Below are 26,234 nucleotides of genomic sequence, written 5' to 3'. Positions count from 1 at the left end.
TCAATAATTACAGAATATATAAATGGAGATAAGCGTTATCAAGAATTAGACGCAGTATTTGGCAAAGAGAATGTTTTAGTAACTGGGTTGTCTTCGGCGGCTAAGGCAACGATTATATCTGAAAAGTTTTTGCATACTTCAAAGCAATTATTAGTTGTGACTAATAATTTATATCAAGCAGATAAGTTGGAAAGTGATTTATCACAATTTGTAAAGGCAGAAGATATATATAAATATCCAATGCAAGATATCATGACTGAAGAATTTTCAACGCAAAGCCCTCAATTTATGAGTGAGCGTGTACGTACACTGACGGCACTTGCTCAAGAAAAGAGAGGGTTATTTATCGTACCATTAAATGGCCTGAAAAAATGGCTTACACCTGTAGAAATGTGGAAATCCCATCAATTGTCATTATCAGTAGGTGACGATATTGATACGGATACCCTATTAAACAAACTGGTAAATATGGGATATCGTAGAGAAAGTGTCGTTTCACACATAGGAGAATTTTCATTAAGAGGTGGAATTATAGATATCTATCCACTTATTGGTAAACCAGTAAGAATTGAATTATTTGATACTGAAGTAGATTCAATACGTGATTTTGATGTGGAAACCCAAAGGTCAGAGGGAAATATAGATTCGGTAAATATAACTACAGCTAGTGATTATATTATTACTGATAATGTCTTAAAACATACAAAGTTAAAACTTAAAGAAGCATATGAACATACACGCCCTAAAATAGATAAATCCGTCCGTCAGGAATTAAAAGAAACTTATGATAGTTTCCAACTCTATGAATCATCAATATTGGACCATCAAGTTTTGCGTCGCCTAGTGGCATTTATGTATGAACAACCAGCTACAATTATAGATTATTTTAAAAATGATGCTATCGTAGCGATTGATGAATATAATAGAGTTAAAGAAAGCGAAGCGTCACTTTTAACGGAAGCGGATGACTTTATACAGAATTTAATAGAAAGTGGTAAGGGATTTATCGGGCAAAGTTTTTTACAATATGATGGATTCGAGACATTACTCAAATCTCACCCACTAACTTATTTCACATTATTTACAGCAACTATGCCGGTTCAATTAAATGAAATTATTAAATTTTCGTGTAAACCTGTACAACAATTTTATGGGCAATATGATATTATGCGTTCGGAATTTCAGCGCTATATACAGAATGATTATACAGTAGTAGTCTTAGCAGAAACTGAAGTGAAAAAAGAACGTATACAAGAGATGCTAAATGAAATGCATATACCGACATTTATCGATACCCCAAGTCATCGTAGCAATGGCGGAAGTGCGATTATTACAGAAGGTAGTTTGTCTGAAGGTTTTGAATTGCCTTATATGCAACTTGTTGTCGTTACAGAACGTGAACTTTTTAAATCTAAGCAGAAGAAAAAGCCAAAACAGCAAAAAGCACTCACAAATGCTGAGAAGATTAAGTCTTATCAGGATTTAAAAGTTGGAGATTATGTTGTACATGTCCATCATGGTGTGAGTAGATATTTAGGGGTCGAAACTTTAGAAGTAAGTGGCGTTCATAAAGATTATATCAAATTGCAATACAAAGGTACTGATCAATTATTTGTACCTGTAGATCAAATGGATCAAGTGCAGAAATATGTGGCCTCAGAAGATAAATCACCAAAATTAAACAAACTTGGTGGTACAGATTGGAAAAAAACAAAAGCTAAAGTACAACAAAGTGTTGAGGACATTGCAGATGAACTTATTGATTTATATAAAGAGCGTGAAATGTCTGTTGGTTATAAGTATGGACCAGATACGGCCGAACAAAATGATTTTGAATTGGATTTCCCATATGAACTAACACCTGACCAAAGTAAATCCATTGATGAAATTAAACAGGATATGGAAATAGAACGTCCAATGGATAGATTGTTATGTGGTGACGTTGGTTATGGCAAGACAGAAGTAGCTGTTCGAGCTGCATTTAAAGCTGTAATGGAAGGTAAGCAAGTTGCTTTCTTAGTTCCAACGACAATTCTTGCCCAACAGCATTACGAAACATTAATAGAGCGCATGCAAGATTTTCCAATTGAAGTTCAACTGATAAGTCGCTTTAGAACGACTAAAGAAGTTAAAGAGACAAAAGAAGGTTTGAAATCAGGCTTTGTTGATATCGTAGTAGGTACACATAAATTACTTGGCAAAGACATCCACTATAAAGATTTAGGTCTACTTATTGTGGATGAAGAACAGCGTTTTGGTGTCCGTCATAAAGAAAGAATTAAATCACTTAAAACAAATGTGGATGTCTTGACGTTGACAGCGACCCCTATTCCCCGCACATTGCATATGAGTATGTTAGGCGTACGTGATTTATCTGTTATTGAAACACCGCCAGAAAATCGATTTCCAGTACAAACCTATGTGTTAGAACAAAATACTAACTTTATAAAAGAAGCGCTCGAAAGAGAAGTATCACGTGAAGGACAAGTTTTTTATCTGTATAATAAAGTGCAGTCTATATATGAGAAACGTGAACAGTTACAAATGTTAATGCCTGATGCTAACATTGGTGTAGCACACGGGCAAATGAGTGAGGGCGATCTAGAGGAAACGATGCTAGGATTTATCAATCATGAATACGATATTCTTGTAACGACCACTATCATTGAAACGGGGGTAGATGTCCCTAATGCAAACACGCTTATCATTGAAGATGCAGATCGTTTTGGACTTAGCCAACTGTATCAATTGAGAGGACGCGTAGGTCGTTCTAGTCGTATCGGCTATGCATATTTCTTGCATCCAACTAATAAAGTATTGACTGAAACTGCAGAAGATCGTTTGCAAGCAATTAAAGAATTCACTGAATTAGGTTCAGGATTTAAAATTGCTATGAGAGATTTGAATATTCGTGGTGCAGGTAATCTATTAGGAAAGCAGCAACATGGATTTATCGACTCTGTTGGTTTTGATTTATACTCTCAAATGCTTGAAGAAGCAGTTAATGAAAAACGTGGTGTAACAGTAGAAACTGAAGATGCGCCAGAAGTCGAAATAGAACTTAATATCGATGCTTATTTACCAGCTGAATATATTCAAAATGAACAAGCGAAAATTGAAATTTATAAAAAATTACGTAAAATCGAGACACAAGATCAACTGATGGATGTCAAAGATGAATTAATAGATCGTTTCAATGATTATCCTGTAGAAGTTGAGAGATTGTTAGATATGATGGAAATTAAAGTACATGCATTACATGCGGGTGTCACTGCAATTAAAGATGTTAATAAACAAGTAGAAATTTATTTATCTGAAAAAGGAACGACAGATATTAATGGAGAAACATTGTTCAAACAAACGCAACCACTTGGTCGTGCAATGAAAGTTGGCGTACAAGATGGTAAAATGAAATTAACATTAAATAAAACAGGTGCATGGTTGGATAATTTGAAATTTTTAGCTAAATGTTTAGAAGAAAGTATGGTTATAGTAGATGAAGTCTAAGTCTGATAAAAATACGGCCTTTAATGGCGTAGTTGCACTTACTTTAGCCCTTGTTATTGTTAAAATTTTAAGTGCTATTTATCGCGTCCCATATCAAAATATATTGGGTGATGAAGGGTTATACGCATATCAACAAATATATCCCATTGTTGCTTTAGGTGTTATTTTGACAATGAATGCGATTCCGAGTGCAATTACACAATCATTTGATACTGTAGGTCAAGTAAGACAATATACGAAAGTATTGATAAACTTACAAATGATTAGTGCTGTGTTTTTCTTGATTTTACTTGTAAGTGCTAAATGGGTCGCGTCGTTAATGGGTGATGCCAACTTGACCCCAATGCTTAGAGCGGCAAGTTTTAGTTTTTTATTTATTGGAATACTAGGCGTATATAGAGGCTACTATCAAGCACAAAAAATGATGAATGCACCTGCACTATCACAAGTGATTGAGCAATTTGTACGTGTGTCGATTATAATGGTAGCTGTTGTATTATTTATGACGTACCAATGGTCGATATATGCAGCAGGAACTTTAGCAATTGCTGGTTCGGCAGCAGGGTTTTTAGCTTCTAGTCTATTTCTAATAAAACAAAAGCCGTTTAAACTGACAAGACCAGACGCTCAGTCAAATATTGAATGGCGAAAATTAGCATTGGCAATTATCGTTTTTGCAGTCAGCCAACTTATTGTTATTGTCTGGCAAGTTGTAGATAGTTTCACTGTATTACATGCATTAAAAAGTACAGGCTTGGATTTTCAACAAGCAACGACCCAAAAAGGGATATATGATAGAGGTGCTTCCTTTATACAAATGGGGTTGATTGTAACGACTACATTTAGTTTCGTGCTTATTCCCTTACTGACAGAAGCAATAAAAGAGAAGCACGATATCCTAACTAATCGTTATGCAAATGCGTCTATTAAGATTACGGTTATGTTTAGTGTAGCTGCAGGAGTGGGATTGATTAACTTATTGCCGGTCATGAACACTGTGTTTTTTAAAAATGATAGTTTAACAGGGACATTAGCTATCTATATGCTTACGGTGATATGTGTCTCGCTTATAATGATGGATATTGCATTGCTACAAGTGAAACAGCAAGTGCGCGTGGTCTTATTTGCTTTTATGATGGGTGTTATCAGTAAAGTTTTACTTAATGTTATATTAATACCTCATTTATTGATGCTAGGTGGTAGTTTGAGTACAGTAATATCGTTAGTCTTATTTACACTTATTTTGCATTTTAACGTATTAAAACATTATAAATTTCAAACTATGCGAAAATTTGTCTTTAAATTGATATTAACTATGCTTATGTTATCTATAGCTGTACAAGTGACGATGTGGCTTATTCCAACACATGGGCGTATAGGTGGTTTGATAGAATTATTGATAGCAGCATCTATAGGCGTGTTGGTCATCCTATTTGCTACAATTCATTTACAATTATTAAGTTATAGAGAGTTAAAGCATTTGCCTTTTGGTAATAAGCTATATCATATGAAAAGAGGGAAACACTAATGGCACGTCATATTACAATTGTAGGTTTAGGGAACTATGGTCTCGATGATTTACCTTTAGGTATATATAAATACTTGAAAAAACAATCGACAGTATATACGCGAACGTTAGACCACCCTGTAATTAATGAATTGAAAGAAGATATAGAATTCAGAAGTTTTGATGCTCAATATGAAGCACACAAATCGTTTGATGATGTTTATGAGAGTATTGTAAAAAATTTAATAGCAGCTTCAGAGCATGAAAATGTTGTTTATACAGTGCCTGGTCATCCTCGAGTGGCTGAAACAACGACTGTGAAATTAGAAGCATATGCAAAGGCGCATAACGATATTCAAATTGAAGTTTTAGGTGGCAAAAGCTTTATTGATGATATTTTTGAAGCGGTTAAAATAGATCCCAATGATGGTTTTACAATGCTAGATGCAACAGCAATAAAAGCGAATCAATTAAATATTCGTACCCATACACTCATAACGCAAGTATATAGCCCCATGACGGCAGGCGATTTAAAAGTTACCTTAATGGAAAGGTATGACGATGAACAAATCGTGTATATTGTAGATGGCGCAAAACACAATGACGCCAATGTTATAGAGACGCCATTATTTGAATTAGATCATTATGCATCAATTTTTAGTAACTTAACTAGCGTACTGATTCCTAAAGTTGAGCAAGAAGTGTTCTACTACAGTGATTTCTATTTTGCTGCCAATATCATAGACCAGCTTGTGGATGAAGAACAAGGTTGTCCGTGGGATAAAGTGCAAACACATCATACATTGAAACGTTATTTATTGGAAGAGTCGTTTGAATTATTTGAAGCCATAGATAATGAAGACGATTGGCACATTATTGAAGAATTAGGTGACATACTCTTACAAGTATTATTGCATACAAGTATTGGTAAAAAAGAAGGCTACCTTGATATTAATGAGGTCATTGAAAGTCTTTCAGCTAAAATGATACGTAGACACCCTCATATTTTTGGTGACGCAGATGCGAAAGGTATGGATGATTTGAAAAATATTTGGGCAGATGCAAAAGCAAAAGAGGGTAAAACACAAAGAGTGAAATTCGAAAAAGTATTTGCAGAGCATTTCTTGAAGTTGTATGATAAAACAAAAAATATGTCGTTAGACGAGGATGCTTTAAAGCGTCTTTTGGAGCAAGGAGGAGAAGGAATATGAGATTAGATAAATACCTCAAAGTATCGAGATTAGTGAAACGTCGCACATTAGCTAAAGAAATCAGTGATCAAGGGCGTGTGACTGTAAATGGTTCGGTTGCAAAAGCGGGAACAGACGTCAAAGTGACTGATGAACTTACAATTAGATTTGGACAGAAAATTGTAACTATAAACGTAACTGGATTAAGTGAACATGCAACGAAAGAAAATGCGAAAGGCATGTACGAATTAGTTAAAGAAGAAAAAGTTAGTGAAAATTAAACAGGAGGTGACAAGCTATGAGTAAAAAAGTAGAAAACATAGGGAATACGTTTACTTCTGCCGAGAATAAAAAGAAACAAAAGCAGAGAATGAGAAGACGTGTTGTACGTAAACGTATCACGTTATTTGGTGGTATTTTACTAGCTATTATTATCATTTTATCCATAATGCTTGTCACTCAAAAGCAAAGTAATAGTGAAGATGCAGTCGAGCGTCAACACAAAGAAGAAAAATATCAAAAACAACAAGATGAAGAACTTGCGTTAAAAGAACAATTGAACAACCTTAATGATAAGAGTTATATAGAAAAAGTTGCTCGAGATGATTACTATTTAAGTAATGATGGAGAAGTAGTTTTTAAACTACCAGAGGATAAGTCGAAAGCAGAATCCAAATCTGCCAAACAAGATAAATAACAAAATTTATTTTTTTGAATCATAATACCATTGTTAAATTATGCAAACAGGCATATAATAAGGTTAAAATCGAAACAAATCGGGAGGATTTATTTACAATATGTCAATCGAAATAGGAAACAAGCTTAAAGGTAAAGTCACAGGAATCAAAAAGTTTGGCGCTTTTGTCGAACTTCCTGAAGGAAAAAGTGGCTTAGTTCACATAAGTGAAGTTGCAGATAATTACGTAGAAAACGTAGAAGACCACTTATCTGTTGGTGATGAAGTAGAAGTTAAAGTGCTTTCAATTGCTGATGATGGAAAAATTAGTTTATCAATTAAGAAAGCAAAAGATCGTCCACGTAAACCTCAAAGTAAACCGAGCCACAAACCACCTCAACCAAAAGGTGAAGATTTTGAAAAGAAATTAACAAATTTCTTGAAAGATAGTGAAGATAAATTAACTTCTATTAAACGTCAAACAGAATCTAGACGTGGTGGAAAAGGCGCTAAACGCTAATAAGCATAACCCATATATGTTTTAAAATTGAGCGAGTGCATAACAATCTAAGGCTGTTTTCTTTCTTAAGGAAACAGTCTCTTTTTTATTGTATATTAGGAATAGTACTTTAATAATAGGAAAAAGCTAAAGTAGTGTTTTGTATGGGAGGTAGAGGTCTTGAAAGTTAACACTGAAGGATGGTCTGAAAATAATCACGTCGTATTAGCAGTTTCTACTGGTATTGACAGTATGACGCTGTTACATCAACTCATTTCACACTTAAAGCATTCATATGCGAAGTTAACTTGTTTGCATGTGAATCATCAGATACGTTCCGTTGCATCAGAAGAAGAAGCTTTTATTAAAGCATTTTGCACTACACACGACATACCATTATATGTTCATCATCTTGATTTATCTAGTGTGGTTGCAAAAGGAAACAGTATAGAGAGTGAAGCTAGACACGCACGATATCAATGGTTTGATGAGATGATGTTGGAGTTAAATGCAGATGTATTGCTCACTGCACATCATTTAGATGATCAAATCGAAACGATATTTTATAGACTCATGACTGGTCGTTCTACTAGAAGTAGTTTAGGTATGTCACAACATGCACTGAGAGGTCATTATAGTTTATACAGACCACTGTTAACCATCGCTAAAAGTGAAATCCATAATTATCAAAAACGATATCAAATCCCCTATTATGAAGATGAAACTAATGCTGAAAACCATTATGTTAGAAATGACATTCGCAATCGAATTTTACCCGAAATTGAAGCGAATCAACATCTCTCGACAGAACAATTACTAAAATTAAAGGACTGGCATGACGAACAATTAGAAGTTATTAGAAATGAAGCATATCAATTTATTGATAATTCAATAGAGTTTTGTCAACAGAATACTAAAATTTTGATTTCGAGGAGTCAATTTTTGAATTTACGTCATGCTGTGAAGATGGCGGTATTAGATAAAATCTTTGAAAAAGTGTCGCTCGATAGACCAATCACTGAAAAAACATATGATGAATGGTTCAAACAACTGGCTGAAAATATAGCACAAACTACATTATATACAACAGATAAATGGATAATTCATATAGCTTATGATAAATTTATCATAATGGCAAATTATGAAGCAAAGCTTCAACCAACAAAGATCAATCAGCAAGGGATTTACAATTTTGGTCACTATACTATCCAAGTGACTAAACATGTTCCTTTAGATTGTTTTCCACTTGTAGTGCGAACAAGAAAAGATGGAGACAAATTTGCACTCAATGGCAGGGCCGGACACAAGAAAGTGAGCCGATTGTTTATTGATGAAAAGGTGATACAATCTGAACGTGATGAAATGCCTATTATTGTAAATGCACATAATGAAATCATTGCTATTGGAACGTTGTTTTTAAAGCAAAAATATGAGCAATTAATTTTTATAAGAAATACGGGAGAGGAATGGAATTATGAGAGATGATTTAAAAGAAGTGTTATTATCAGAAGAAGATATTGAACAAATTTGTAAGGATTTAGGTGCTGAAATTACAGCGTCGTATAGTGGAAAGCCGTTAGTTTGTATTGGGATTTTAAAAGGTTCTGTAATGTTTATGGCAGATTTAATTAAACATATTGATACGCATTTAGCTATAGATTTCATGGATGTTTCAAGTTATCACGGTGGGACTGAATCAACAGGAGAAGTTCAAATTTTAAAAGATTTAAGTTCATCTATTGAAAATAAAGATGTATTAATAATTGAAGATATCTTGGAAACAGGTACTACTTTGAAGTCGATTACTAAATTACTTGAATCTCGTGGCGTAAATTCACTTGAAATTGTTACGCTACTTGATAAACCTAATCGTCGTAAAGCTAATATCGAAGCTAAATACGTAGGCAAAAAAATTCCAGACGAATTTGTAGTTGGTTATGGTTTAGATTACGCTGAAAATTATAGAAATTTACCTTATATTGGCACATTGAAACCAGAAATCTATTCAAACTAAAGCAATACAATTTATTCGTGGGAAAAGTTGTTATATACTATAAGTTCAAGTCAGTTTAAATGGTTAAATGAAAATAGTACAAATATACTAAAAACATTTTAAATTTAATACATAAACTTAGGTAGGCTTTAAAATGTCAAAATACTTTAACTTAATGGGCGCTTTTTAATCATATTTAAAGTAAAATGAAAACTAAAATTAAATATAAAACATAAAGAATTGTAAACACAACGCAAAAGTTGAAATACTAGCCCAAAACCGGCGCTTTGTGTTACAATTTTTGTTAGTTTTATTATTGAAGTAGGAGGAAACGACGCATGCAGAAGGCCTTTCGTAATGTGCTAGTTATCGCAATCATTGGCGTTATTATCTTTGGTTTGTTTTCGTGGCTCAACGGAAATGGGAATATGCCAAAGCAACTTACATATAACCAATTTGTGAAGCAATTAGATAAAGGTGATTTAAAATCACTTGAAATCCAACCTGAACAAAATGTGTATATGGTAAGTGGAAAAACGAAAAAAGGTGAAGATTATTCTTCAACAATTTTATATAACAACGATAAAGAGCTCGAAAAAATAACGGATAAAGCACAAAGTCAAGATGGATTGAATTTTACAGTTAAAGAAGAAGAAAAACAAAGTGTGTTCGTTAGTATTTTAACAACATTAATTCCAGTATTAATTATTGCTCTATTATTTATATTCTTCCTTAGCCAAGCTCAAGGTGGCGGCGGCGGTGGCGGTCGTATGATGAACTTTGGTAAATCCAAAGCAAAAATGTACGACAGTCAGAAAAAACGTGTACGCTTCTCAGATGTAGCTGGTGCAGATGAAGAAAAACAAGAATTAATTGAAATAGTAGATTTCTTAAAAGACAATAAGCAATTTAAACAAATGGGATCAAGAATTCCAAAAGGTGTGCTATTAGTTGGCCCTCCAGGTACAGGGAAAACGTTATTAGCACGTGCGGTTGCTGGTGAAGCAGGTACACCTTTCTTCTCAATCAGTGGTTCAGACTTTGTTGAGATGTTTGTTGGTGTCGGTGCAAGTCGTGTACGTGACTTGTTCGAAAACGCTAAGAAAAATGCACCATGTATCATCTTTATAGATGAAATTGATGCAGTTGGTCGTCAACGTGGCGCTGGTGTTGGTGGCGGTCATGATGAACGTGAGCAAACGTTAAACCAATTACTTGTTGAAATGGATGGATTTGGTGAAAATGAAGGTATCATTATGATAGCTGCTACTAACCGTCCTGATATTTTAGACCCAGCTTTATTACGTCCGGGTCGTTTCGATAGACAAATCCAAGTAGGTCGTCCAGATGTAAAAGGGCGTGAAGCTATTCTTCATGTTCATTCTAAGAACAAACCACTTGACGAAACAGTTGACTTAAAAGCTGTTTCTCAAAGAACACCTGGTTTCTCTGGTGCCGATTTAGAAAATCTTCTTAACGAAGCATCATTAGTAGCTGTTCGTGAAGGTAAGAAGAAAATCGACATGCGTGATATAGAAGAAGCGACAGATAGAGTAATTGCAGGTCCAGCTAAAAAATCACGTGTTATTTCAGAAAAAGAACGTAATATTGTGGCACATCATGAAGCTGGTCATACGATTATCGGTATGGTACTTGATGAAGCAGAAATTGTGCATAAAGTTACAATCGTGCCACGTGGACAAGCTGGCGGTTATGCTATGATGTTACCAAAACAAGATCGCTTCTTAATGACTGAACCAGAATTATTAGATAAAATTTGTGGTCTGCTTGGTGGACGTGTTTCTGAAGATATTAACTTTAATGAAGTATCAACAGGCGCATCTAACGACTTTGAACGTGCAACACAAATTGCACGTCAGATGGTTACAGAATATGGTATGAGTAAAAAACTTGGCCCAATTCAATTTGCCAGCAGTAGTAATGGACAAGTCTTCTTAGGTAAAGATATGCAAGGTGACCCAGAATATTCTGGTCAGATTGCATATGAAATTGATAAAGAAGTGCAACGTATTATTAAAGAACAATATGAGCGTTGTAAAAACATCCTTACAGAACATAAATCACAACTGATACTAATAGCTGAGTCATTATTGACAGAAGAAACATTAGTAGCTGAACAAATCCATTCATTATTCTATGATGGCGTATTACCAGAAGTTGATTACGATGGCGCAGAAGTCGTGCAAAACAAAGATGATAACTTCGAAGAAGGAAAATACGGTAAATCTTATGAAGATGTTCGTCAAGAACAATCAAATAAAGATAGACAAGAAGGTCGTGAAGATTCACAAGATGAAGATAAACAGGGCAATGACACTGAACAAACTGGTCATGAACAACCGCCTAATATCGATAAACCAAGTGATCCAAGCAACCCAAATGATCCAAGTAATAGAAATTAATGACTGAACATAAATTGCTCTTTCTGCTATCATATTGATAGTAGGAAGAGTTTTTTTCTGCTGATTACACCCCATTAAGTTTTATCAAACAAATGTTTAGCATTTTCGTATAGTAACCAGTACAATAAATTGAATTGAAATAATGGAAAGTATTCAATGCGAAATAACCACTTAAATTTAAATGAGATAACTTTAAAAGGAGAAATTAAAATGACGAATGATTATATAGTTAAAGCATTAGCATTTGGAGGGCAAATTCGTGCTTATAGCGCATGGACAACAGACAGTGTTCAAGAAGCACAAACAAAACATTATACCTGGCCAACTGCCTCAGCTGCACTAGGACGTACGATGACAGCAACGGTTATGATGGGTGCTATGTTAAATGACAACCAAAAACTTACGGTAACGGTTGATGGGCATGGACCTATCGGAAAGATTATTGCTGACGCAGATGCACAAGGCAATATCAGGGGTTATGTGACACATCCTCAAACCCACTTCCCATTAAATGATATGGGCAAATTAGACGTAAGTCGTGCTGTAGGCAACGGTGGATCATTGACTGTAGTTAAAGATGTAGGTATGAAAGACTATTTTTCTGGTTCTAGTGAATTGGTATCGGGTGAATTAGGTGATGACTTCACTTATTATTTCGCTAAAAGTGAACAAGTGCCATCCTCAGTTGGTTTAGGTGTACTTGTGAATCCAGATAATACAATTAAAGCTGCAGGTGGGTTTATCATACAAGTGATGCCAGGAGCAGGGGAAGAAACAATTAGCAAATTGGAAGATGCAATTAATAACATGAAGCCAGTTTCAAAATTAATTGAACAAGGTTTATCTCCAGAAGAAATTCTTTTTGAAATTTTGGGAGAAGAAAATGTACAAATTTTAGATGAATTATCTTCAAAATTCGAGTGTAACTGTGGACATGAAAAATTCTTGAACGCAATTAAAGGATTGGGAGAAGCTGAAATTCAAAGTATGATTGATGAAGATAAAGGTGCTGAAGCAGAATGTCACTTCTGTAGAACGAAATATCAATTTTCTGAAAATGAACTACAGGAATTATTAGAAAAATTAAAGTAAAACGGTTACAATGAATGGGAATAAACTTCTAATTTAAGTAATATATATAAATTCGGTTTTCATAGTTGTATTTACAGAAAAATCTGATAAAATAAAAGTATATCCGATAGAAAAAGTAGGTTTTTTAAACTTTTTAATGAAAAGGAGCAATACTTATGACAAGTAAACCAGTAGATAATATCGTGAAAGTAATCGGTAATACACCGGTAGTTAAGTTAAACAACGTTGTGGGAGAAGATGCTGCAGACGTATATGTAAAACTTGAATATCAAAATCCAGGCGGTTCTGTAAAAGATCGTATCGCTTTAGCAATGATTGAAGAAGCTGAACAAGCAGGTAAGATTAAACCAGGTGATACGATTGTTGAACCTACAAGTGGTAACACAGGTATCGGTCTTGCTTTTGTATGTGCGGCTAAAGGATACAAAGCTGTATTCACTATGCCTGAAACGATGAGTCAAGAACGCCGTAACTTATTAAAAGCATATGGCGCTGAAGTTGTGTTAACGCCTGGCTCGGAAGCGATGAAAGGTGCTATCAAAAAAGCTAAAGAACTAAAAGAAGAATTTGGTTACTATGAACCACAACAATTCGAAAATCCTGCTAATCCTCGTGTACACGAATTAACAACAGGTCCTGAATTAGTGGAACAATTTGATGGCCAAACAATTGATGCATTCTTAGCTGGTGTAGGTACTGGTGGAACATTAAGTGGCGCTGGAAAAGTTTTAAAAGAAAAATATCCAGATATTAATCTTGTAGCAATTGAACCTGAAGATTCACCTGTTTTAAGTGGTGGAGAACCAGGTCCGCATAAATTACAAGGTTTAGGTGCAGGGTTTATTCCAGACACATTAAATACAAATATTTATGACGAAATTATCAAAGTAGGTAATGAAACTGCTATGGATATGTCACGTAAAGTAGCTAAAGAAGAAGGTATCTTAGGTGGTATTTCTTCAGGAGCGGCAATTTATGCGGCGATTGAAAAAGCCAAATCACTTGGTAAAGGTAAAACAGTTGTTACTGTATTACCAAGTAATGGTGAACGTTATCTTTCAACTCCATTATACTCTTTCGAAGACTAAAATATGATAATTCAATAAATACCGGTCACATTTTTATTGTGTGGCCGGTATTTATTTTGGTATTTTTAAAATTCCAAGCATTACAATAGTATGAATAACGTGGCAGACAATGATTTTAAGTATTGGTTACTGAAAAAAATAATAAATAACGTTATTATAGAATAGTAATAAGAGTGATTGGGCGAAAATCATTTTATAAAATGAAAGGAAGAAGAGTGGACATGGCGCACACAAAAATTATGGGGATATTAAATATAACTCCGGACTCCTTCTCAGATGGTGGTAAATATAATACTGTGGAAAGTGCTGTTAAGAGAGCGAAATCAATGGTTAATGAAGGCGTTGATATTATTGACATCGGTGGTATATCCACACGTCCTGGTTATGCTGAAATTAGTGTGGAGGAAGAAATGAATCGAGTTATTCCTGTTGTTAAAGCATTGAAAGATCTTGATATCACGCTATCAGTTGATACATATAGAAGTGAAGTAGCTGAAGCTGCATTGAAGCTTGGGGCTAAGATGATTAATGATCAATGGGCAGGGCTATATGATGAACGTATTTTTGATGTCGTTGCCGAGTATGAAGCTGAAATTGTCTTAATGCATAATGGAAATGGTGAAAGGTCAGAACCTGTAGTGGATGAGATGTTAGTTTACTTATTAAAACAAGCTAATATAGCTGAGATGAAGGGAATACCTAAGGACAAAGTGTGGATTGATCCTGGTATTGGCTTTGCTAAGACACGCGATGAAGAGAAGGAAGTTATGGCGCGATTAGATGAACTTGTTGCCACGGAATATCCTGTACTATTAGCGACGAGTAGAAAAAGGTTTATTAAAGAAATGATAAATGCAGAAACAACACCTATTGAAAGAGACGAAGCAACTGCTGCAACTACGGCATATGGTATAATGAAAGGCATAAAAGCGGTCAGAGTACACAATGTCGCGTTAAATGTTCGTTTAGGACAAAGTATGGATTATTTAAAGGAGAATGATAATGAGCGACACGATTTTTCTTAATGGTATGAGATTTTACTGTTATCATGGTGCCCTTAAAGCTGAAAACGAAATCGGGCAAATTTTTATTGTAGATATAACTATGAAAGTAGAATTGCATACTGCAGGCCATTCTGATGATGTAACAGATACAGTACATTATGGAGAAGTCTTTAATGATGTAAAAGATATTATGGAGGGGCCTCCTGTAAATTTATTAGAGCATCTAGCTGAACGTATTGCAAAACGTATAAATTCACACTATAATCGTGTAATGGAAACGAAAGTTAGAATCACTAAAGAAAATCCGCCTATACCAGGTCATTATGATGGTGTTGGGGTTGAAATAGTGAGGGAGAATCGATAATGATATACGCATATTTAGGATTAGGAAGTAACATTGGAGATAGAGAGGTACAACTTGAAGAAGCTATTCGTATTTTAGATACTTATGAAGGTGTTCAAGTTACACAAAAATCACCAATTTATGAAACAGAGCCAGTAGGTTATGTGGATCAGCCACAATTTTTAAATCAATGTGTTGAGATTCAAACCAATTTAAAACCACACGACTTATTACAAGTATGTCTCAATACTGAACAGCAATTATATCGTGTGAGAGACATACGGTGGGGACCAAGGACTTTAGATGTTGATATTCTATTATATGGTAATCAGATTATTGAAGAAGAAGATTTAATTGTGCCGCACCCACGTATGTTGGAACGTGCATTTGTATTAATTCCTTTAAATGATATAGCAGCAGATGTTATTGAACCTCATTCTAATAATAAAATTGGAAATATAGTGATGACAGATAATTCAGTAAGGAAGTATAAAGGTTGAGAGGTAATAAATATGTGGGAAATTGGAGGTGTAGAGATAAATAATAGTGTAGTTCTTGCTCCTATAGTTGGTGTCTGCAGTTGTGGAACGTTTGAACAAACCAGCAACGTCCAAGATCCATATTAGTTATGATTGGTAGAAAAGTGTTAAGGGAATCCATGGATGATTTATCAGTATATTACTTGAAAACTGGAGAACTTATCGGTGAAACTATAGTAGAAGTTAAAGTTGAAATTGCTTTATTACATTTGCTTCGTCTAGTAGAATTGAAGTGTGAAATGGTTGGCACAATGACAATGCGTAAATATGCTTCATGATATCTTAAAGACGTTCGTGGTAACGGTAAGCCTAAAAAGCTTTAAACTAATCTGAAACAGAACAATGAATGATAGATATACTTCAAGAATTTCAAAAGAAATAAATGCAAAAGATAATAAAAAAGTAGAACAAGAAGCATAAAGGAGAGACAGTTATGTCAGAAGAAATGAATGACCAAATGCAAGTCCGCCGTCAAAAATTACAAGAATTATACGATTTAGGAATCGATCCATTTGGACAAAAGTTTGAACGTACCTCAACTGCAGTATTATTACATGAGGACTGGGATCAATTTACAAAAGAAGAATTACATGAGAAAGAAGAAGAAAGTCATGTAAGTATAGCAGGTCGTTTAATGACTAAGCGTGGTAAAGGTAAAGCTGGGTTTGCACATGTTCAAGATTTATCTGGTCAAATTCAAATATATGTGAGAAAAGATCAAGTAGGCGATGAGCAATTTGAATTGTGGAATGCTTCTGATCTTGGGGACATCGTTGGTATAGAAGGCGTAATGTTCAAAACGAATACAGGTGAATTATCTGTTAAAGCTAAATCATTTACATTGTTAACTAAATCCTTACGTCCGTTACCAGATAAATTCCATGGTTTGCAAGATATTGAACAGCGTTATCGCCAACGTTACCTTGATTTAATCACAAACCAAGATAGTACGCAGACATTTATTAATCGTAGTAAAATATTACAGGAAATGAGAAGTTACTTAAATGAAGCGGGATTCTTAGAAGTAGAAACACCAATGATGCACCAAATTGCTGGTGGAGCTGCTGCTCGTCCATTTGTTACACATCATAACGCACTTGATGCTACATTATATATGCGTATTGCGATTGAATTACATCTTAAACGTTTAATAGTTGGTGGATTAGAAAAAGTCTATGAAATTGGACGTGTATTTAGAAATGAAGGTGTATCAACAAGACATAATCCTGAATTTACTATGATTGAATTATATGAAGCTTATGCTGATTACCATGATATTATGGATTTAACTGAGAATATGATTAGACATATATCTGAAAAAGTACTTGGTTCTGCCAAAGTAAGTTATGGAGAAGAAACAATAGACTTAGAATCCGATTGGAAACGAATCCACATGGCTGATGCTGTTAAAGAAGCTACAGGTGTAGACTTCTTTGAGGTACAAAGCGATGAAGAAGCTAAAACGTTAGCTAAAGAACATGGTATAGAAATAACTAGTACCATGAAATATGGTCATATATTAAATGAATTCTTTGAACAAAAAGTTGAAGAAACATTAATTCAACCGACATTTGTTTATGGACATCCAATTGAAATATCACCATTAGCTAAGAAAAACCCAGAGGACCCTAGATTCACTGATCGTTTCGAATTATTTATTGTAGGCAGAGAACATGGTAATGCCTTTACTGAATTAAATGACCCGATTGATCAAAAAGAAAGATTTGAAGCTCAATTAGTAGAAAAAGAACAGGGCAATGATGAAGCACACGAAATGGACGAAGACTTTATTGAAGCTTTAGAATATGGAATGCCGCCAACAGGTGGTTTAGGTATCGGAATCGATAGATTAGTAATGTTACTTACTGATTCAGCTTCTATACGCGATGTATTACTTTTCCCTTATATGAGACAAAAATAGAATCTTAATAATATAACTAAACTTGAACAGATCAAATGCTGAATGTTCCGTGATGTCGGGATAAAGCAATTGATCTGTTTTTAACTTTTTAATAGCTAAATATCTTCGAGAAAGTGAGGAATTATGAGTAGTATACAAGTAACAAGCGATTTAATTTAGTAATAAGATACAATTTGGCAATATAGTACTAATAAAATATAAAAATATACCAAAAAAGGTATGGCATATGGTCTTTCTATATGATAAACTTATTCAAGTCGAGTTAAGGAAACGAAACAAGGCAAGTACGATGAATCATTAATCTAATATTAATTTAGAAAATTAATAAAAGGTATTGACTTAAAAGAGAAAATGAATTATCATAATAAAGTCGTCAAAAACAAGTGGTGACAAACGCAACACTCAATGTAAACGCAATGTAAAAAACATTAACATAGTGTAAAATTGACTATTGCAAATGATCATTAAACATTGTATCATTAGTTGAGTAAGTTATTTTGTCTGGTGACAATGGCAAAGAGGTCACACCTGTTCCCATGCCGAACACAGAAGTTAAGCTCTTTAGCGCCGATGGTAGTCGGACTTACGTTCCGCGAGAGTAGGACGTTGCCAGGCTTTATACATAATTTAATTCGGAGGATTAGCTCAGCTGGGAGAGCATCTGCCTTACAAGCAGAGGGTCGGCGGTTCGAACCCGTCATCCTCCACCATTTCAATTTAATAGCCGGCCTAGCTCAACTGGTAGAGCAACTGACTTGTAATCAGTAGGTTGGGGGTTCAAGTCCTCTGGCCGGCACCATTTCATGAGCCATTAGCTCAGTTGGTAGAGCATCTGACTTTTAATCAGAGGGTCAGAGGTTCGAATCCTCTATGGCTCATTCAGTTCCATGTTGCAGAAGTAGTTCAGCGGTAGAATACGACCTTGCCAAGGTCGGGGTCGCGGGTTCGAATCCCGTCTTCTGCTCCATTATTTTGCCGGGGTGGCGGAACTGGCAGACGCACAGGACTTAAAATCCTGCGGTAAGTGATTACCGTACCGGTTCGATTCCGGTCCTCGGCACCATTATTTTAATAAAGCGCCCGTAGCTCAACTGGATAGAGTACTTGACTACGAATCAAGAGGTTATAGGTTCGACCCCTATCGGGCGCACCATTATTAAAATTAATGTAGTTAAACTGAATTTTGTACGGGAAGTAGCTCAGCTTGGTAGAGCACTTGGTTTGGGACCAAGGGGTCGCAGGTTCGAATCCTGTCTTCCCGACTCTTTTAAAAATTATATGGGGGCTTAGCTCAGCTGGGAGAGCGCCTGCTTTGCACGCAGGAGGTCAGCGGTTCGAACCCGCTAGTCTCCACCATTAATAATATAATAAACATTGAAGAAATGAACATTGAAAACTGAATCGCAATATGTCAACGTTAATTCCGAACACAACATTAAATTGTTGGTTCAAACGTGTTAGAGATAACACACAAATTAGTATTTTATGAGCTAATCAAACATCATAATCATTTATGGAGAGTTTGATCCTGGCTCAGGATGAACGCTGGCGGCGTGCCTAATACATGCAAGTCGAGCGAACGGATAAGGAGCTTGCTCCTTTGAAGTTAGCGGCGGACGGGTGAGTAACACGTGGGTAACCTACCTATAAGACTGGAATAACTTCGGGAAACCGGAGCTAATGCCGGATAACATATAGAACCGCATGGTTCTATAGTGAAAGATGGTTTTGCTATCACTTATAGATGGACCCGCGCCGTATTAGCTAGTTGGTAAGGTAATGGCTTACCAAGGCGACGATACGTAGCCGACCTGAGAGGGTGATCGGCCACACTGGAACTGAGACACGGTCCAGACTCCTACGGGAGGCAGCAGTAGGGAATCTTCCGCAATGGGCGAAAGCCTGACGGAGCAACGCCGCGTGAGTGATGAAGGTTTTCGGATCGTAAAACTCTGTTATTAGGGAAGAACAAATGCGTAAGTAACTGTGCGCATCTTGACGGTACCTAATCAGAAAGCCACGGCTAACTACGTGCCAGCAGCCGCGGTAATACGTAGGTGGCAAGCGTTATCCGGAATTATTGGGCGTAAAGCGCGCGTAGGCGGTTTCTTAAGTCTGATGTGAAAGCCCACGGCTCAACCGTGGAGGGTCATTGGAAACTGGGAAACTTGAGTGCAGAAGAGGAAAGTGGAATTCCATGTGTAGCGGTGAAATGCGCAGAGATATGGAGGAACACCAGTGGCGAAGGCGACTTTCTGGTCTGTAACTGACGCTGATGTGCGAAAGCGTGGGGATCAAACAGGATTAGATACCCTGGTAGTCCACGCCGTAAACGATGAGTGCTAAGTGTTAGGGGGTTTCCGCCCCTTAGTGCTGCAGCTAACGCATTAAGCACTCCGCCTGGGGAGTACGACCGCAAGGTTGAAACTCAAAGGAATTGACGGGGACCCGCACAAGCGGTGGAGCATGTGGTTTAATTCGAAGCAACGCGAAGAACCTTACCAAATCTTGACATCCTTTGAAAACTCTAGAGATAGAGCCTTCCCCTTCGGGGGACAAAGTGACAGGTGGTGCATGGTTGTCGTCAGCTCGTGTCGTGAGATGTTGGGTTAAGTCCCGCAACGAGCGCAACCCTTAAGCTTAGTTGCCATCATTAAGTTGGGCACTCTAGGTTGACTGCCGGTGACAAACCGGAGGAAGGTGGGGATGACGTCAAATCATCATGCCCCTTATGATTTGGGCTACACACGTGCTACAATGGACAATACAAAGGGCAGCTAAACCGCGAGGTCATGCAAATCCCATAAAGTTGTTCTCAGTTCGGATTGTAGTCTGCAACTCGACTACATGAAGCTGGAATCGCTAGTAATCGTAGATCAGCATGCTACGGTGAATACGTTCCCGGGTCTTGTACACACCGCCCGTCACACCACGAGAGTTTGTAACACCCGAAGCCGGTGGAGTAACCATTTATGGAGCTAGCCGTCGAAGGTGGGACAAATGATTGGGGTGAAGTCGTAACAAGGTAGCCGTATCGGAAGGTGCGGCTGGATCACCTCCTTTCTAAGGATATATTCGGAACATCTTCTTTAGAAGATGACAGAGGGATAACATTGACATATTGTATTCAGTTTTGAATGCTCATTGGAGTATTCAGTGCATAATTTGTACATTGAAAACTAGATAAGTAAGTAAAATATATAGATTTTACCAAGAAAAACCGAGTGAATTAGAGTTTTAAATAAGCTTGAATTCAAAAAGAAATAATCGCTAGTGTTCGAAAGAACACTCACAGATTAATAACATTTTGGGTTTTTAACCGACTTCGTCGTGTTAAAAGTCAAAAAAGATTAAGTTATTAAGGGCGCACGGTGGATACCTTGGCACTAGAAGCCTATGAAGGACGTTACTAACGACGATATGCTTTGGGGAGCTGTAAGTAAGCTTTGATCCAGAGATTTCCGAATGGGGAAACCCAGCACGAGTTATGTCGTGTTATCGATATGTGAATACATAGCATATTCGAAGGCAGACGCGGAGAACTGAAACATCTTAGTACCCGCAGGAAGAGAAAGAAAAATCGATTCCCTGAGTAGCGGCGAGCGAAACGGGAAGAGCCCAAACCAACGAGCTTGCTTGTTGGGGTTGTAGGACACTCTATACGGAGTTACAAAAGAACAAATTAGACGAATCATCTGGAAAGATGAATCAAAGAAGGTAATAATCCTGTAGTCGAAAGTTTGTTCACTCTTGAGTGGATCCTGAGTACGGCGGAACACGAGAAATTCCGTCGGAATCCGGGAGGACCATCTCCCAAGGCTAAATACTCTCTAGTGACCGATAGTGAACCAGTACCGTGAGGGAAAGGTGAAAAGTACCCCGGAAGGGGAGTGAAATAGAACTTGAAACCGTGTGCTTACAAGTAGTCAGAGCCCGTTAATGGGTGATGGCGTGCCTTTTGTAGAATGAACCGGCGAGTTACGATTTGATGCAAGGTTAAGCAGTAAATGTGGAGCCGTAGCGAAAGCGAGTCTGAATAGGGCGTTGAGTATTTGGTCGTAGACCCGAAACCAGGTGATCTACCCATGACCAGGCTGAAGTTCAGGTAACACTGAATGGAGGGCCGAACCGACTTACGTTGAAAAGTGAGCGGATGAGTTGTGGGTAGCGGAGAAATTCCAATCGAACCTGGAGATAGCTGGTTCTCTCCGAAATAGCTTTAGGGCTAGCCTCAAGTGATGATTATTGGAGGTAGAGCACTGTTTGGACGAGGGGCCCTTATCGGGTTACCGAATTCAGACAAACTCCGAATGCCAATCAATTTAACTTGGGAGTCAGAACGCGGGTGATAAGGTCCGTGTTCGAGAGGGAAACAGCCCAGACCACCAGCTAAGGTCCCAAAATATATGTTAAGTGGAAAAGGATGTGGCGTTGCCCAGACAACTAGGATGTTGGCTTAGAAGCAGCCATCATTTAAAGAGTGCGTAATAGCTCACTAGTCGAGTGACACTGCGCCGAAAATGTACCGGGGCTAAACATATTACCGAAGCTGTGGATTGTCCGTAGGACAATGGTAGGAGAGCGTTCTAAGGGCGTTGAAGCATGATCGCAAGGACATGTGGAGCGCTTAGAAGTGAGAATGCCGGTGTGAGTAGCGAAAGACGGGTGAGAATCCCGTCCACCGATTGACTAAGGTTTCCAGAGGAAGGCTCGTCCGCTCTGGGTTAGTCGGGTCCTAAGCTGAGGCCGATAGGCGTAGGCGATGGATAACAGGTTGATATTCCTGTACCACCAAAATTCGTTTTGAGCGATGGGGGGACGCAGTAGGATAGGCGAAGCGTGCTGTTGGAGTGCACGTCCAAGCAATAAGACTGAGTATTAGGCAAATCCGGTACTCTTAAGGTCAAGTTGTGATGGGGAGAGGAAATTTTTTCCTCGAGTCGTTGATTTCACACTGCCAAGAAAAGCCTCTAGCTAGAATTTTGGTGCCCGTACCGCAAACCGACACAGGTAGTCAAGATGAGAATTCTAAGGTGAGCGAGCGAACTCTCGTTAAGGAACTCGGCAAAATGACCCCGTAACTTCGGGAGAAGGGGTGCTCTTTAGGGTTAACGCCCAGGAGAGCCGCAGTGAATAGGCCCAAGCGACTGTTTATCAAAAACACAGGTCTCTGCTAAACCGTAAGGTGATGTATAGGGGCTGACGCCTGCCCGGTGCTGGAAGGTTAAGAGGAGTGGTTAGCTTCGGCGAAGCTACGAATCGAAGCCCCAGTAAACGGCGGCCGTAACTATAACGGTCCTAAGGTAGCGAAATTCCTTGTCGGGTAAGTTCCGACCCGCACGAAAGGCGTAACGATTTGGGCACTGTCTCAACGAGAGACTCGGTGAAATCATAGTACCTGTGAAGATGCAGGTTACCCGCGACAGGACGGAAAGACCCCGTGGAGCTTTACTGTAGTCTGATATTGAAATTCGTCACAGCTTGTACAGGATAGGTAGGAGCCTTTGATACGTGAGCGCTAGCTTACGTGGAGGCGTTGTTGGGATACTACCCTCGCTGTGTTGGATTTCTAACCCGCACCATTTATCATGGTGGGAGACAGTGTCAGATGGGCAGTTTGACTGGGGCGGTCGCCTCCTAAAGAGTAACGGAGGCGCTCAAAGGTTTCCTCAGAATGGTTGGAAATCATTCATAGAGTGTAAAGGCATAAGGAAGCTTGACTGCGAGACTTACAAGTCGAGCAGGGTCGAAAGACGGACTTAGTGATCCGGTGGTTCCGCATGGAAGGGCCATCGCTCAACGGATAAAAGCTACCCCGGGGATAACAGGCTTATCTCCCCCAAGAGTTCACATCGACGGGGAGGTTTGGCACCTCGATGTCGGCTCATCGCATCCTGGGGCTGTAGTCGGTCCCAAGGGTTGGGCTGTTCGCCCATTAAAGCGGTACGCGAGCTGGGTTCAGAACGTCGTGAGACAGTTCGGTCCCTATCCGTCGTGGGCGTAGGAAATTTGAGAGGAGCTGTCCTTAGTACGAGAGGACCGGGATGGACATACCTCTGGTGTACCAGTTGTCGTGCCAACGGCATCGCTGGGTAGCTATGTATGGACGGGATAAGTGCTGAAAGCATCTAAGCATGAAGCCCCCCTCAAGATGAGATTTCCCAACTTCGGTTATAAGATCCCTCAAAGATGATGAGGTTAATAGGTTCGAGGTGGAAGCATAGCGATATGTGGAGCTGACGAATACTAATCGATCGAAGACTTAATCAAATATTAAACCAGTTTTGATTGGTAACTTTTTAAATTTTACTTACTATCTAGTTTTGAATGTATAATTTCATACATTTCATTGTCTGGTGACAATGGCAAAGAGGTCACACCTGTTCCCATGCCGAACACAGAAGTTAAGCTCTTTAGCGCCGATGGTAGTCGGACTTACGTTCCGCGAGAGTAGGACGTTGCCAGGCAGTCCATTTTGACCTTCGGGTCGTTTTTTTATGGAAGTTTTACCCTTATACAATTTAATTTAAAAAAGTTATTGACTTTCTAAGTCAAAACCTGTAAAATTAATTCTTGTGTTGAAGAAATGAACATTGAAAACTGAATCGCAATATGTCAACGTTAATTCCGAACACAACATTAAATTGTTGGTTCAAACGTGTTAGAGATAACACACAAATTAGTATTTTATGAGCTAATCAAACATCATAATTATTTATGGAGAGTTTGATCCTGGCTCAGGATGAACGCTGGCGGCGTGCCTAATACATGCAAGTCGAGCGAACGGATAAGGAGCTTGCTCCTTTGAAGTTAGCGGCGGACGGGTGAGTAACACGTGGGTAACCTACCTATAAGACTGGAATAACTTCGGGAAACCGGAGCTAATGCCGGATAACATATAGAACCGCATGGTTCTATAGTGAAAGATGGTTTTGCTATCACTTATAGATGGACCCGCGCCGTATTAGCTAGTTGGTAAGGTAATGGCTTACCAAGGCGACGATACGTAGCCGACCTGAGAGGGTGATCGGCCACACTGGAACTGAGACACGGTCCAGACTCCTACGGGAGGCAGCAGTAGGGAATCTTCCGCAATGGGCGAAAGCCTGACGGAGCAACGCCGCGTGAGTGATGAAGGTTTTCGGATCGTAAAACTCTGTTATTAGGGAAGAACAAATGCGTAAGTAACTGTGCGCATCTTGACGGTACCTAATCAGAAAGCCACGGCTAACTACGTGCCAGCAGCCGCGGTAATACGTAGGTGGCAAGCGTTATCCGGAATTATTGGGCGTAAAGCGCGCGTAGGCGGTTTCTTAAGTCTGATGTGAAAGCCCACGGCTCAACCGTGGAGGGTCATTGGAAACTGGGAAACTTGAGTGCAGAAGAGGAAAGTGGAATTCCATGTGTAGCGGTGAAATGCGCAGAGATATGGAGGAACACCAGTGGCGAAGGCGACTTTCTGGTCTGTAACTGACGCTGATGTGCGAAAGCGTGGGGATCAAACAGGATTAGATACCCTGGTAGTCCACGCCGTAAACGATGAGTGCTAAGTGTTAGGGGGTTTCCGCCCCTTAGTGCTGCAGCTAACGCATTAAGCACTCCGCCTGGGGAGTACGACCGCAAGGTTGAAACTCAAAGGAATTGACGGGGACCCGCACAAGCGGTGGAGCATGTGGTTTAATTCGAAGCAACGCGAAGAACCTTACCAAATCTTGACATCCTTTGAAAACTCTAGAGATAGAGCCTTCCCCTTCGGGGGACAAAGTGACAGGTGGTGCATGGTTGTCGTCAGCTCGTGTCGTGAGATGTTGGGTTAAGTCCCGCAACGAGCGCAACCCTTAAGCTTAGTTGCCATCATTAAGTTGGGCACTCTAGGTTGACTGCCGGTGATAAACCGGAGGAAGGTGGGGATGACGTCAAATCATCATGCCCCTTATGATTTGGGCTACACACGTGCTACAATGGACAATACAAAGGGCAGCTAAACCGTGAGGTCATGCAAATCCCATAAAGTTGTTCTCAGTTCGGATTGTAGTCTGCAACTCGACTACATGAAGCTGGAATCGCTAGTAATCGTAGATCAGCATGCTACGGTGAATACGTTCCCGGGTCTTGTACACACCGCCCGTCACACCACGAGAGTTTGTAACACCCGAAGCCGGTGGAGTAACCATTTATGGAGCTAGCCGTCGAAGGTGGGACAAATGATTGGGGTGAAGTCGTAACAAGGTAGCCGTATCGGAAGGTGCGGCTGGATCACCTCCTTTCTAAGGATATATTCGGAACATCTTCTTTAGAAGATGACAGAGGAATAACATTGACATATTGTATTCAGTTTTGAATGCTCATCGGAGTATTCAACAAAAGAATGGGCCTATAGCTCAGCTGGTTAGAGCGCACGCCTGATAAGCGTGAGGTCGGTGGTTCGAGTCCACTTAGGCCCACCATTTTT

At 38.5% G+C, this 26,234-nt stretch carries 16 protein-coding genes, 9 tRNA genes and 5 rRNA genes; all 30 read left to right on the top strand.

The window, feature by feature from the left end; all coding sequences use genetic code 11:
• The first annotated feature begins 3 nt into the window (after positions 1-3).
• The 30 genes from mfd (at position 4) to PYW31_RS11500 (ending at position 26,229) form a co-directional block, all read left to right on the top strand.
• Complete coding sequence (gene mfd / locus PYW31_RS11645; protein ID WP_394298763.1) at positions 4-3,507, top strand: transcription-repair coupling factor; 3,504 nt, start codon at positions 4-6, stop codon at positions 3,505-3,507.
• Positions 3,497-5,035 (top strand): polysaccharide biosynthesis protein, encoded by a 1,539-nt coding sequence (locus tag PYW31_RS11640; protein ID WP_046837965.1) that lies wholly within the window; start codon positions 3,497-3,499, stop codon positions 5,033-5,035. Before mfd ends, PYW31_RS11640 begins: the two co-directional genes overlap by 11 nt.
• Positions 5,035-6,225, top strand: coding sequence for a MazG nucleotide pyrophosphohydrolase domain-containing protein (locus tag PYW31_RS11635; RefSeq protein WP_046837966.1), 1,191 nt, complete (start codon positions 5,035-5,037; stop codon positions 6,223-6,225). The genes PYW31_RS11640 and PYW31_RS11635 overlap by 1 nt, the downstream gene beginning before the upstream one ends.
• Positions 6,222-6,485, top strand: coding sequence for an RNA-binding S4 domain-containing protein (locus PYW31_RS11630; RefSeq protein WP_046837967.1), 264 nt, complete (start codon positions 6,222-6,224; stop codon positions 6,483-6,485). Before PYW31_RS11635 ends, PYW31_RS11630 begins: the two co-directional genes overlap by 4 nt.
• A gap of 17 nt (positions 6,486-6,502) precedes the next feature.
• Entirely contained in the window at positions 6,503-6,901 is a 399-nt protein-coding gene (locus PYW31_RS11625; protein ID WP_046837968.1) for an FtsB family cell division protein, read from the top strand.
• A gap of 100 nt (positions 6,902-7,001) precedes the next feature.
• Complete coding sequence (locus PYW31_RS11620; protein WP_046837969.1) at positions 7,002-7,400, top strand: S1 domain-containing RNA-binding protein; 399 nt, start codon at positions 7,002-7,004, stop codon at positions 7,398-7,400.
• Positions 7,401-7,559: 159 nt separating this feature from the next.
• The gene (tilS, locus tag PYW31_RS11615) at positions 7,560-8,864 is read left to right on the top strand and encodes a tRNA lysidine(34) synthetase TilS (RefSeq protein WP_046837970.1); all 1,305 of its coding nucleotides are present in this window, start codon (positions 7,560-7,562) and stop codon (positions 8,862-8,864) included.
• Positions 8,854-9,393: a hypoxanthine phosphoribosyltransferase gene (gene hpt, locus PYW31_RS11610; protein WP_046837971.1), complete on the top strand. Its 540-nt coding sequence runs from the start codon at positions 8,854-8,856 to the stop codon at positions 9,391-9,393. Before tilS ends, hpt begins: the two co-directional genes overlap by 11 nt.
• A gap of 317 nt (positions 9,394-9,710) precedes the next feature.
• Positions 9,711-11,795 (top strand): ATP-dependent zinc metalloprotease FtsH, encoded by a 2,085-nt coding sequence (ftsH, locus tag PYW31_RS11605; protein WP_046837972.1) that lies wholly within the window; start codon positions 9,711-9,713, stop codon positions 11,793-11,795.
• 210 nt (positions 11,796-12,005) lie between these two features.
• On the top strand, positions 12,006-12,887 hold the full coding sequence (hslO, locus tag PYW31_RS11600; protein WP_046837973.1) for an Hsp33 family molecular chaperone HslO: 882 nt from the start codon (positions 12,006-12,008) through the stop codon (positions 12,885-12,887).
• A 155-nt stretch (positions 12,888-13,042) separates the two neighbouring features.
• Positions 13,043-13,975, top strand: a complete 933-nt coding sequence (gene cysK, locus PYW31_RS11595; protein ID WP_046837974.1) for a cysteine synthase A — start codon at positions 13,043-13,045, stop codon at positions 13,973-13,975.
• 221 nt (positions 13,976-14,196) lie between these two features.
• On the top strand, positions 14,197-15,000 hold the full coding sequence (folP, locus tag PYW31_RS11590) for a dihydropteroate synthase (protein ID WP_046837975.1): 804 nt from the start codon (positions 14,197-14,199) through the stop codon (positions 14,998-15,000).
• Positions 14,978-15,343: a dihydroneopterin aldolase gene (folB, locus tag PYW31_RS11585; protein WP_046837976.1), complete on the top strand. Its 366-nt coding sequence runs from the start codon at positions 14,978-14,980 to the stop codon at positions 15,341-15,343. The genes folP and folB overlap by 23 nt, the downstream gene beginning before the upstream one ends.
• On the top strand, positions 15,343-15,822 hold the full coding sequence (gene folK / locus PYW31_RS11580) for a 2-amino-4-hydroxy-6-hydroxymethyldihydropteridine diphosphokinase (RefSeq protein ID WP_046837977.1): 480 nt from the start codon (positions 15,343-15,345) through the stop codon (positions 15,820-15,822). Before folB ends, folK begins: the two co-directional genes overlap by 1 nt.
• A gap of 128 nt (positions 15,823-15,950) precedes the next feature.
• A complete protein-coding gene (locus tag PYW31_RS11575) occupies positions 15,951-16,139 on the top strand; it encodes a hypothetical protein (protein ID WP_235602290.1) in 189 nt (62 codons plus the stop codon).
• A 155-nt stretch (positions 16,140-16,294) separates the two neighbouring features.
• A complete protein-coding gene (gene lysS, locus PYW31_RS11570; RefSeq protein WP_046837978.1) occupies positions 16,295-17,782 on the top strand; it encodes a lysine--tRNA ligase in 1,488 nt (495 codons plus the stop codon).
• A 500-nt stretch (positions 17,783-18,282) separates the two neighbouring features.
• Positions 18,283-18,397: ribosomal RNA gene (gene rrf / locus PYW31_RS11565) — 5S ribosomal RNA — on the top strand.
• Positions 18,398-18,416: 19 nt separating this feature from the next.
• Positions 18,417-18,492, top strand: a tRNA-Val gene (locus PYW31_RS11560).
• A gap of 13 nt (positions 18,493-18,505) precedes the next feature.
• A tRNA-Thr gene (locus PYW31_RS11555) sits at positions 18,506-18,581 on the top strand.
• Positions 18,582-18,587: 6 nt separating this feature from the next.
• Positions 18,588-18,660, top strand: a tRNA-Lys gene (locus PYW31_RS11550).
• Positions 18,661-18,674: 14 nt separating this feature from the next.
• Positions 18,675-18,749, top strand: a tRNA-Gly gene (locus PYW31_RS11545).
• Between the two features lie 7 nt (positions 18,750-18,756).
• Positions 18,757-18,845 (top strand) — tRNA-Leu (locus PYW31_RS11540).
• Between the two features lie 13 nt (positions 18,846-18,858).
• Positions 18,859-18,935 (top strand) — tRNA-Arg (locus PYW31_RS11535).
• 35 nt (positions 18,936-18,970) lie between these two features.
• A tRNA-Pro gene (locus tag PYW31_RS11530) sits at positions 18,971-19,044 on the top strand.
• Between the two features lie 18 nt (positions 19,045-19,062).
• Positions 19,063-19,138, top strand: a tRNA-Ala gene (locus PYW31_RS11525).
• A gap of 154 nt (positions 19,139-19,292) precedes the next feature.
• Positions 19,293-20,845 (top strand): 16S ribosomal RNA (locus tag PYW31_RS11520).
• A gap of 285 nt (positions 20,846-21,130) precedes the next feature.
• Positions 21,131-24,052, top strand: a 23S ribosomal RNA gene (locus PYW31_RS11515).
• A gap of 82 nt (positions 24,053-24,134) precedes the next feature.
• Positions 24,135-24,249 (top strand): 5S ribosomal RNA (gene rrf / locus PYW31_RS11510).
• A gap of 247 nt (positions 24,250-24,496) precedes the next feature.
• Positions 24,497-26,049, top strand: a 16S ribosomal RNA gene (locus PYW31_RS11505).
• The 16S, 23S and 5S rRNA genes sit together here with 9 tRNA genes alongside, the layout of an rRNA operon.
• Positions 26,050-26,152: 103 nt before the next feature.
• Positions 26,153-26,229: transfer RNA gene (locus tag PYW31_RS11500), tRNA-Ile, on the top strand.
• The last annotated feature ends 5 nt before the right edge of the window (positions 26,230-26,234 follow it).

The organism is Staphylococcus succinus (assembly GCF_029024945.1).
Lineage (GTDB): Bacteria > Bacillota > Bacilli > Staphylococcales > Staphylococcaceae > Staphylococcus > Staphylococcus succinus.
The sequence above is the reverse complement of the archived record's forward strand: the minus strand, read 5'-3'. Positions and strand labels throughout refer to the sequence as shown.

Coding starts and splice junctions, on each gene's coding strand:
- PYW31_RS11640 (WP_046837965.1), top strand. CDS start 3,497: ATGAAGTCTAAGTCTGATAAAAATACGGCCTTTAATGGCGTAGTTGCA.
- PYW31_RS11635 (WP_046837966.1), top strand. CDS start 5,035: ATGGCACGTCATATTACAATTGTAGGTTTAGGGAACTATGGTCTCGAT.
- PYW31_RS11630 (WP_046837967.1), top strand. CDS start 6,222: ATGAGATTAGATAAATACCTCAAAGTATCGAGATTAGTGAAACGTCGC.
- PYW31_RS11625 (WP_046837968.1), top strand. CDS start 6,503: ATGAGTAAAAAAGTAGAAAACATAGGGAATACGTTTACTTCTGCCGAG.
- PYW31_RS11620 (WP_046837969.1), top strand. CDS start 7,002: ATGTCAATCGAAATAGGAAACAAGCTTAAAGGTAAAGTCACAGGAATC.
- hpt (WP_046837971.1), top strand. CDS start 8,854: ATGAGAGATGATTTAAAAGAAGTGTTATTATCAGAAGAAGATATTGAA.
- ftsH (WP_046837972.1), top strand. CDS start 9,711: ATGCAGAAGGCCTTTCGTAATGTGCTAGTTATCGCAATCATTGGCGTT.
- hslO (WP_046837973.1), top strand. CDS start 12,006: ATGACGAATGATTATATAGTTAAAGCATTAGCATTTGGAGGGCAAATT.
- cysK (WP_046837974.1), top strand. CDS start 13,043: ATGACAAGTAAACCAGTAGATAATATCGTGAAAGTAATCGGTAATACA.
- folP (WP_046837975.1), top strand. CDS start 14,197: ATGGCGCACACAAAAATTATGGGGATATTAAATATAACTCCGGACTCC.
- folB (WP_046837976.1), top strand. CDS start 14,978: ATGAGCGACACGATTTTTCTTAATGGTATGAGATTTTACTGTTATCAT.
- folK (WP_046837977.1), top strand. CDS start 15,343: ATGATATACGCATATTTAGGATTAGGAAGTAACATTGGAGATAGAGAG.
- PYW31_RS11575 (WP_235602290.1), top strand. CDS start 15,951: ATGATTGGTAGAAAAGTGTTAAGGGAATCCATGGATGATTTATCAGTA.
- lysS (WP_046837978.1), top strand. CDS start 16,295: ATGTCAGAAGAAATGAATGACCAAATGCAAGTCCGCCGTCAAAAATTA.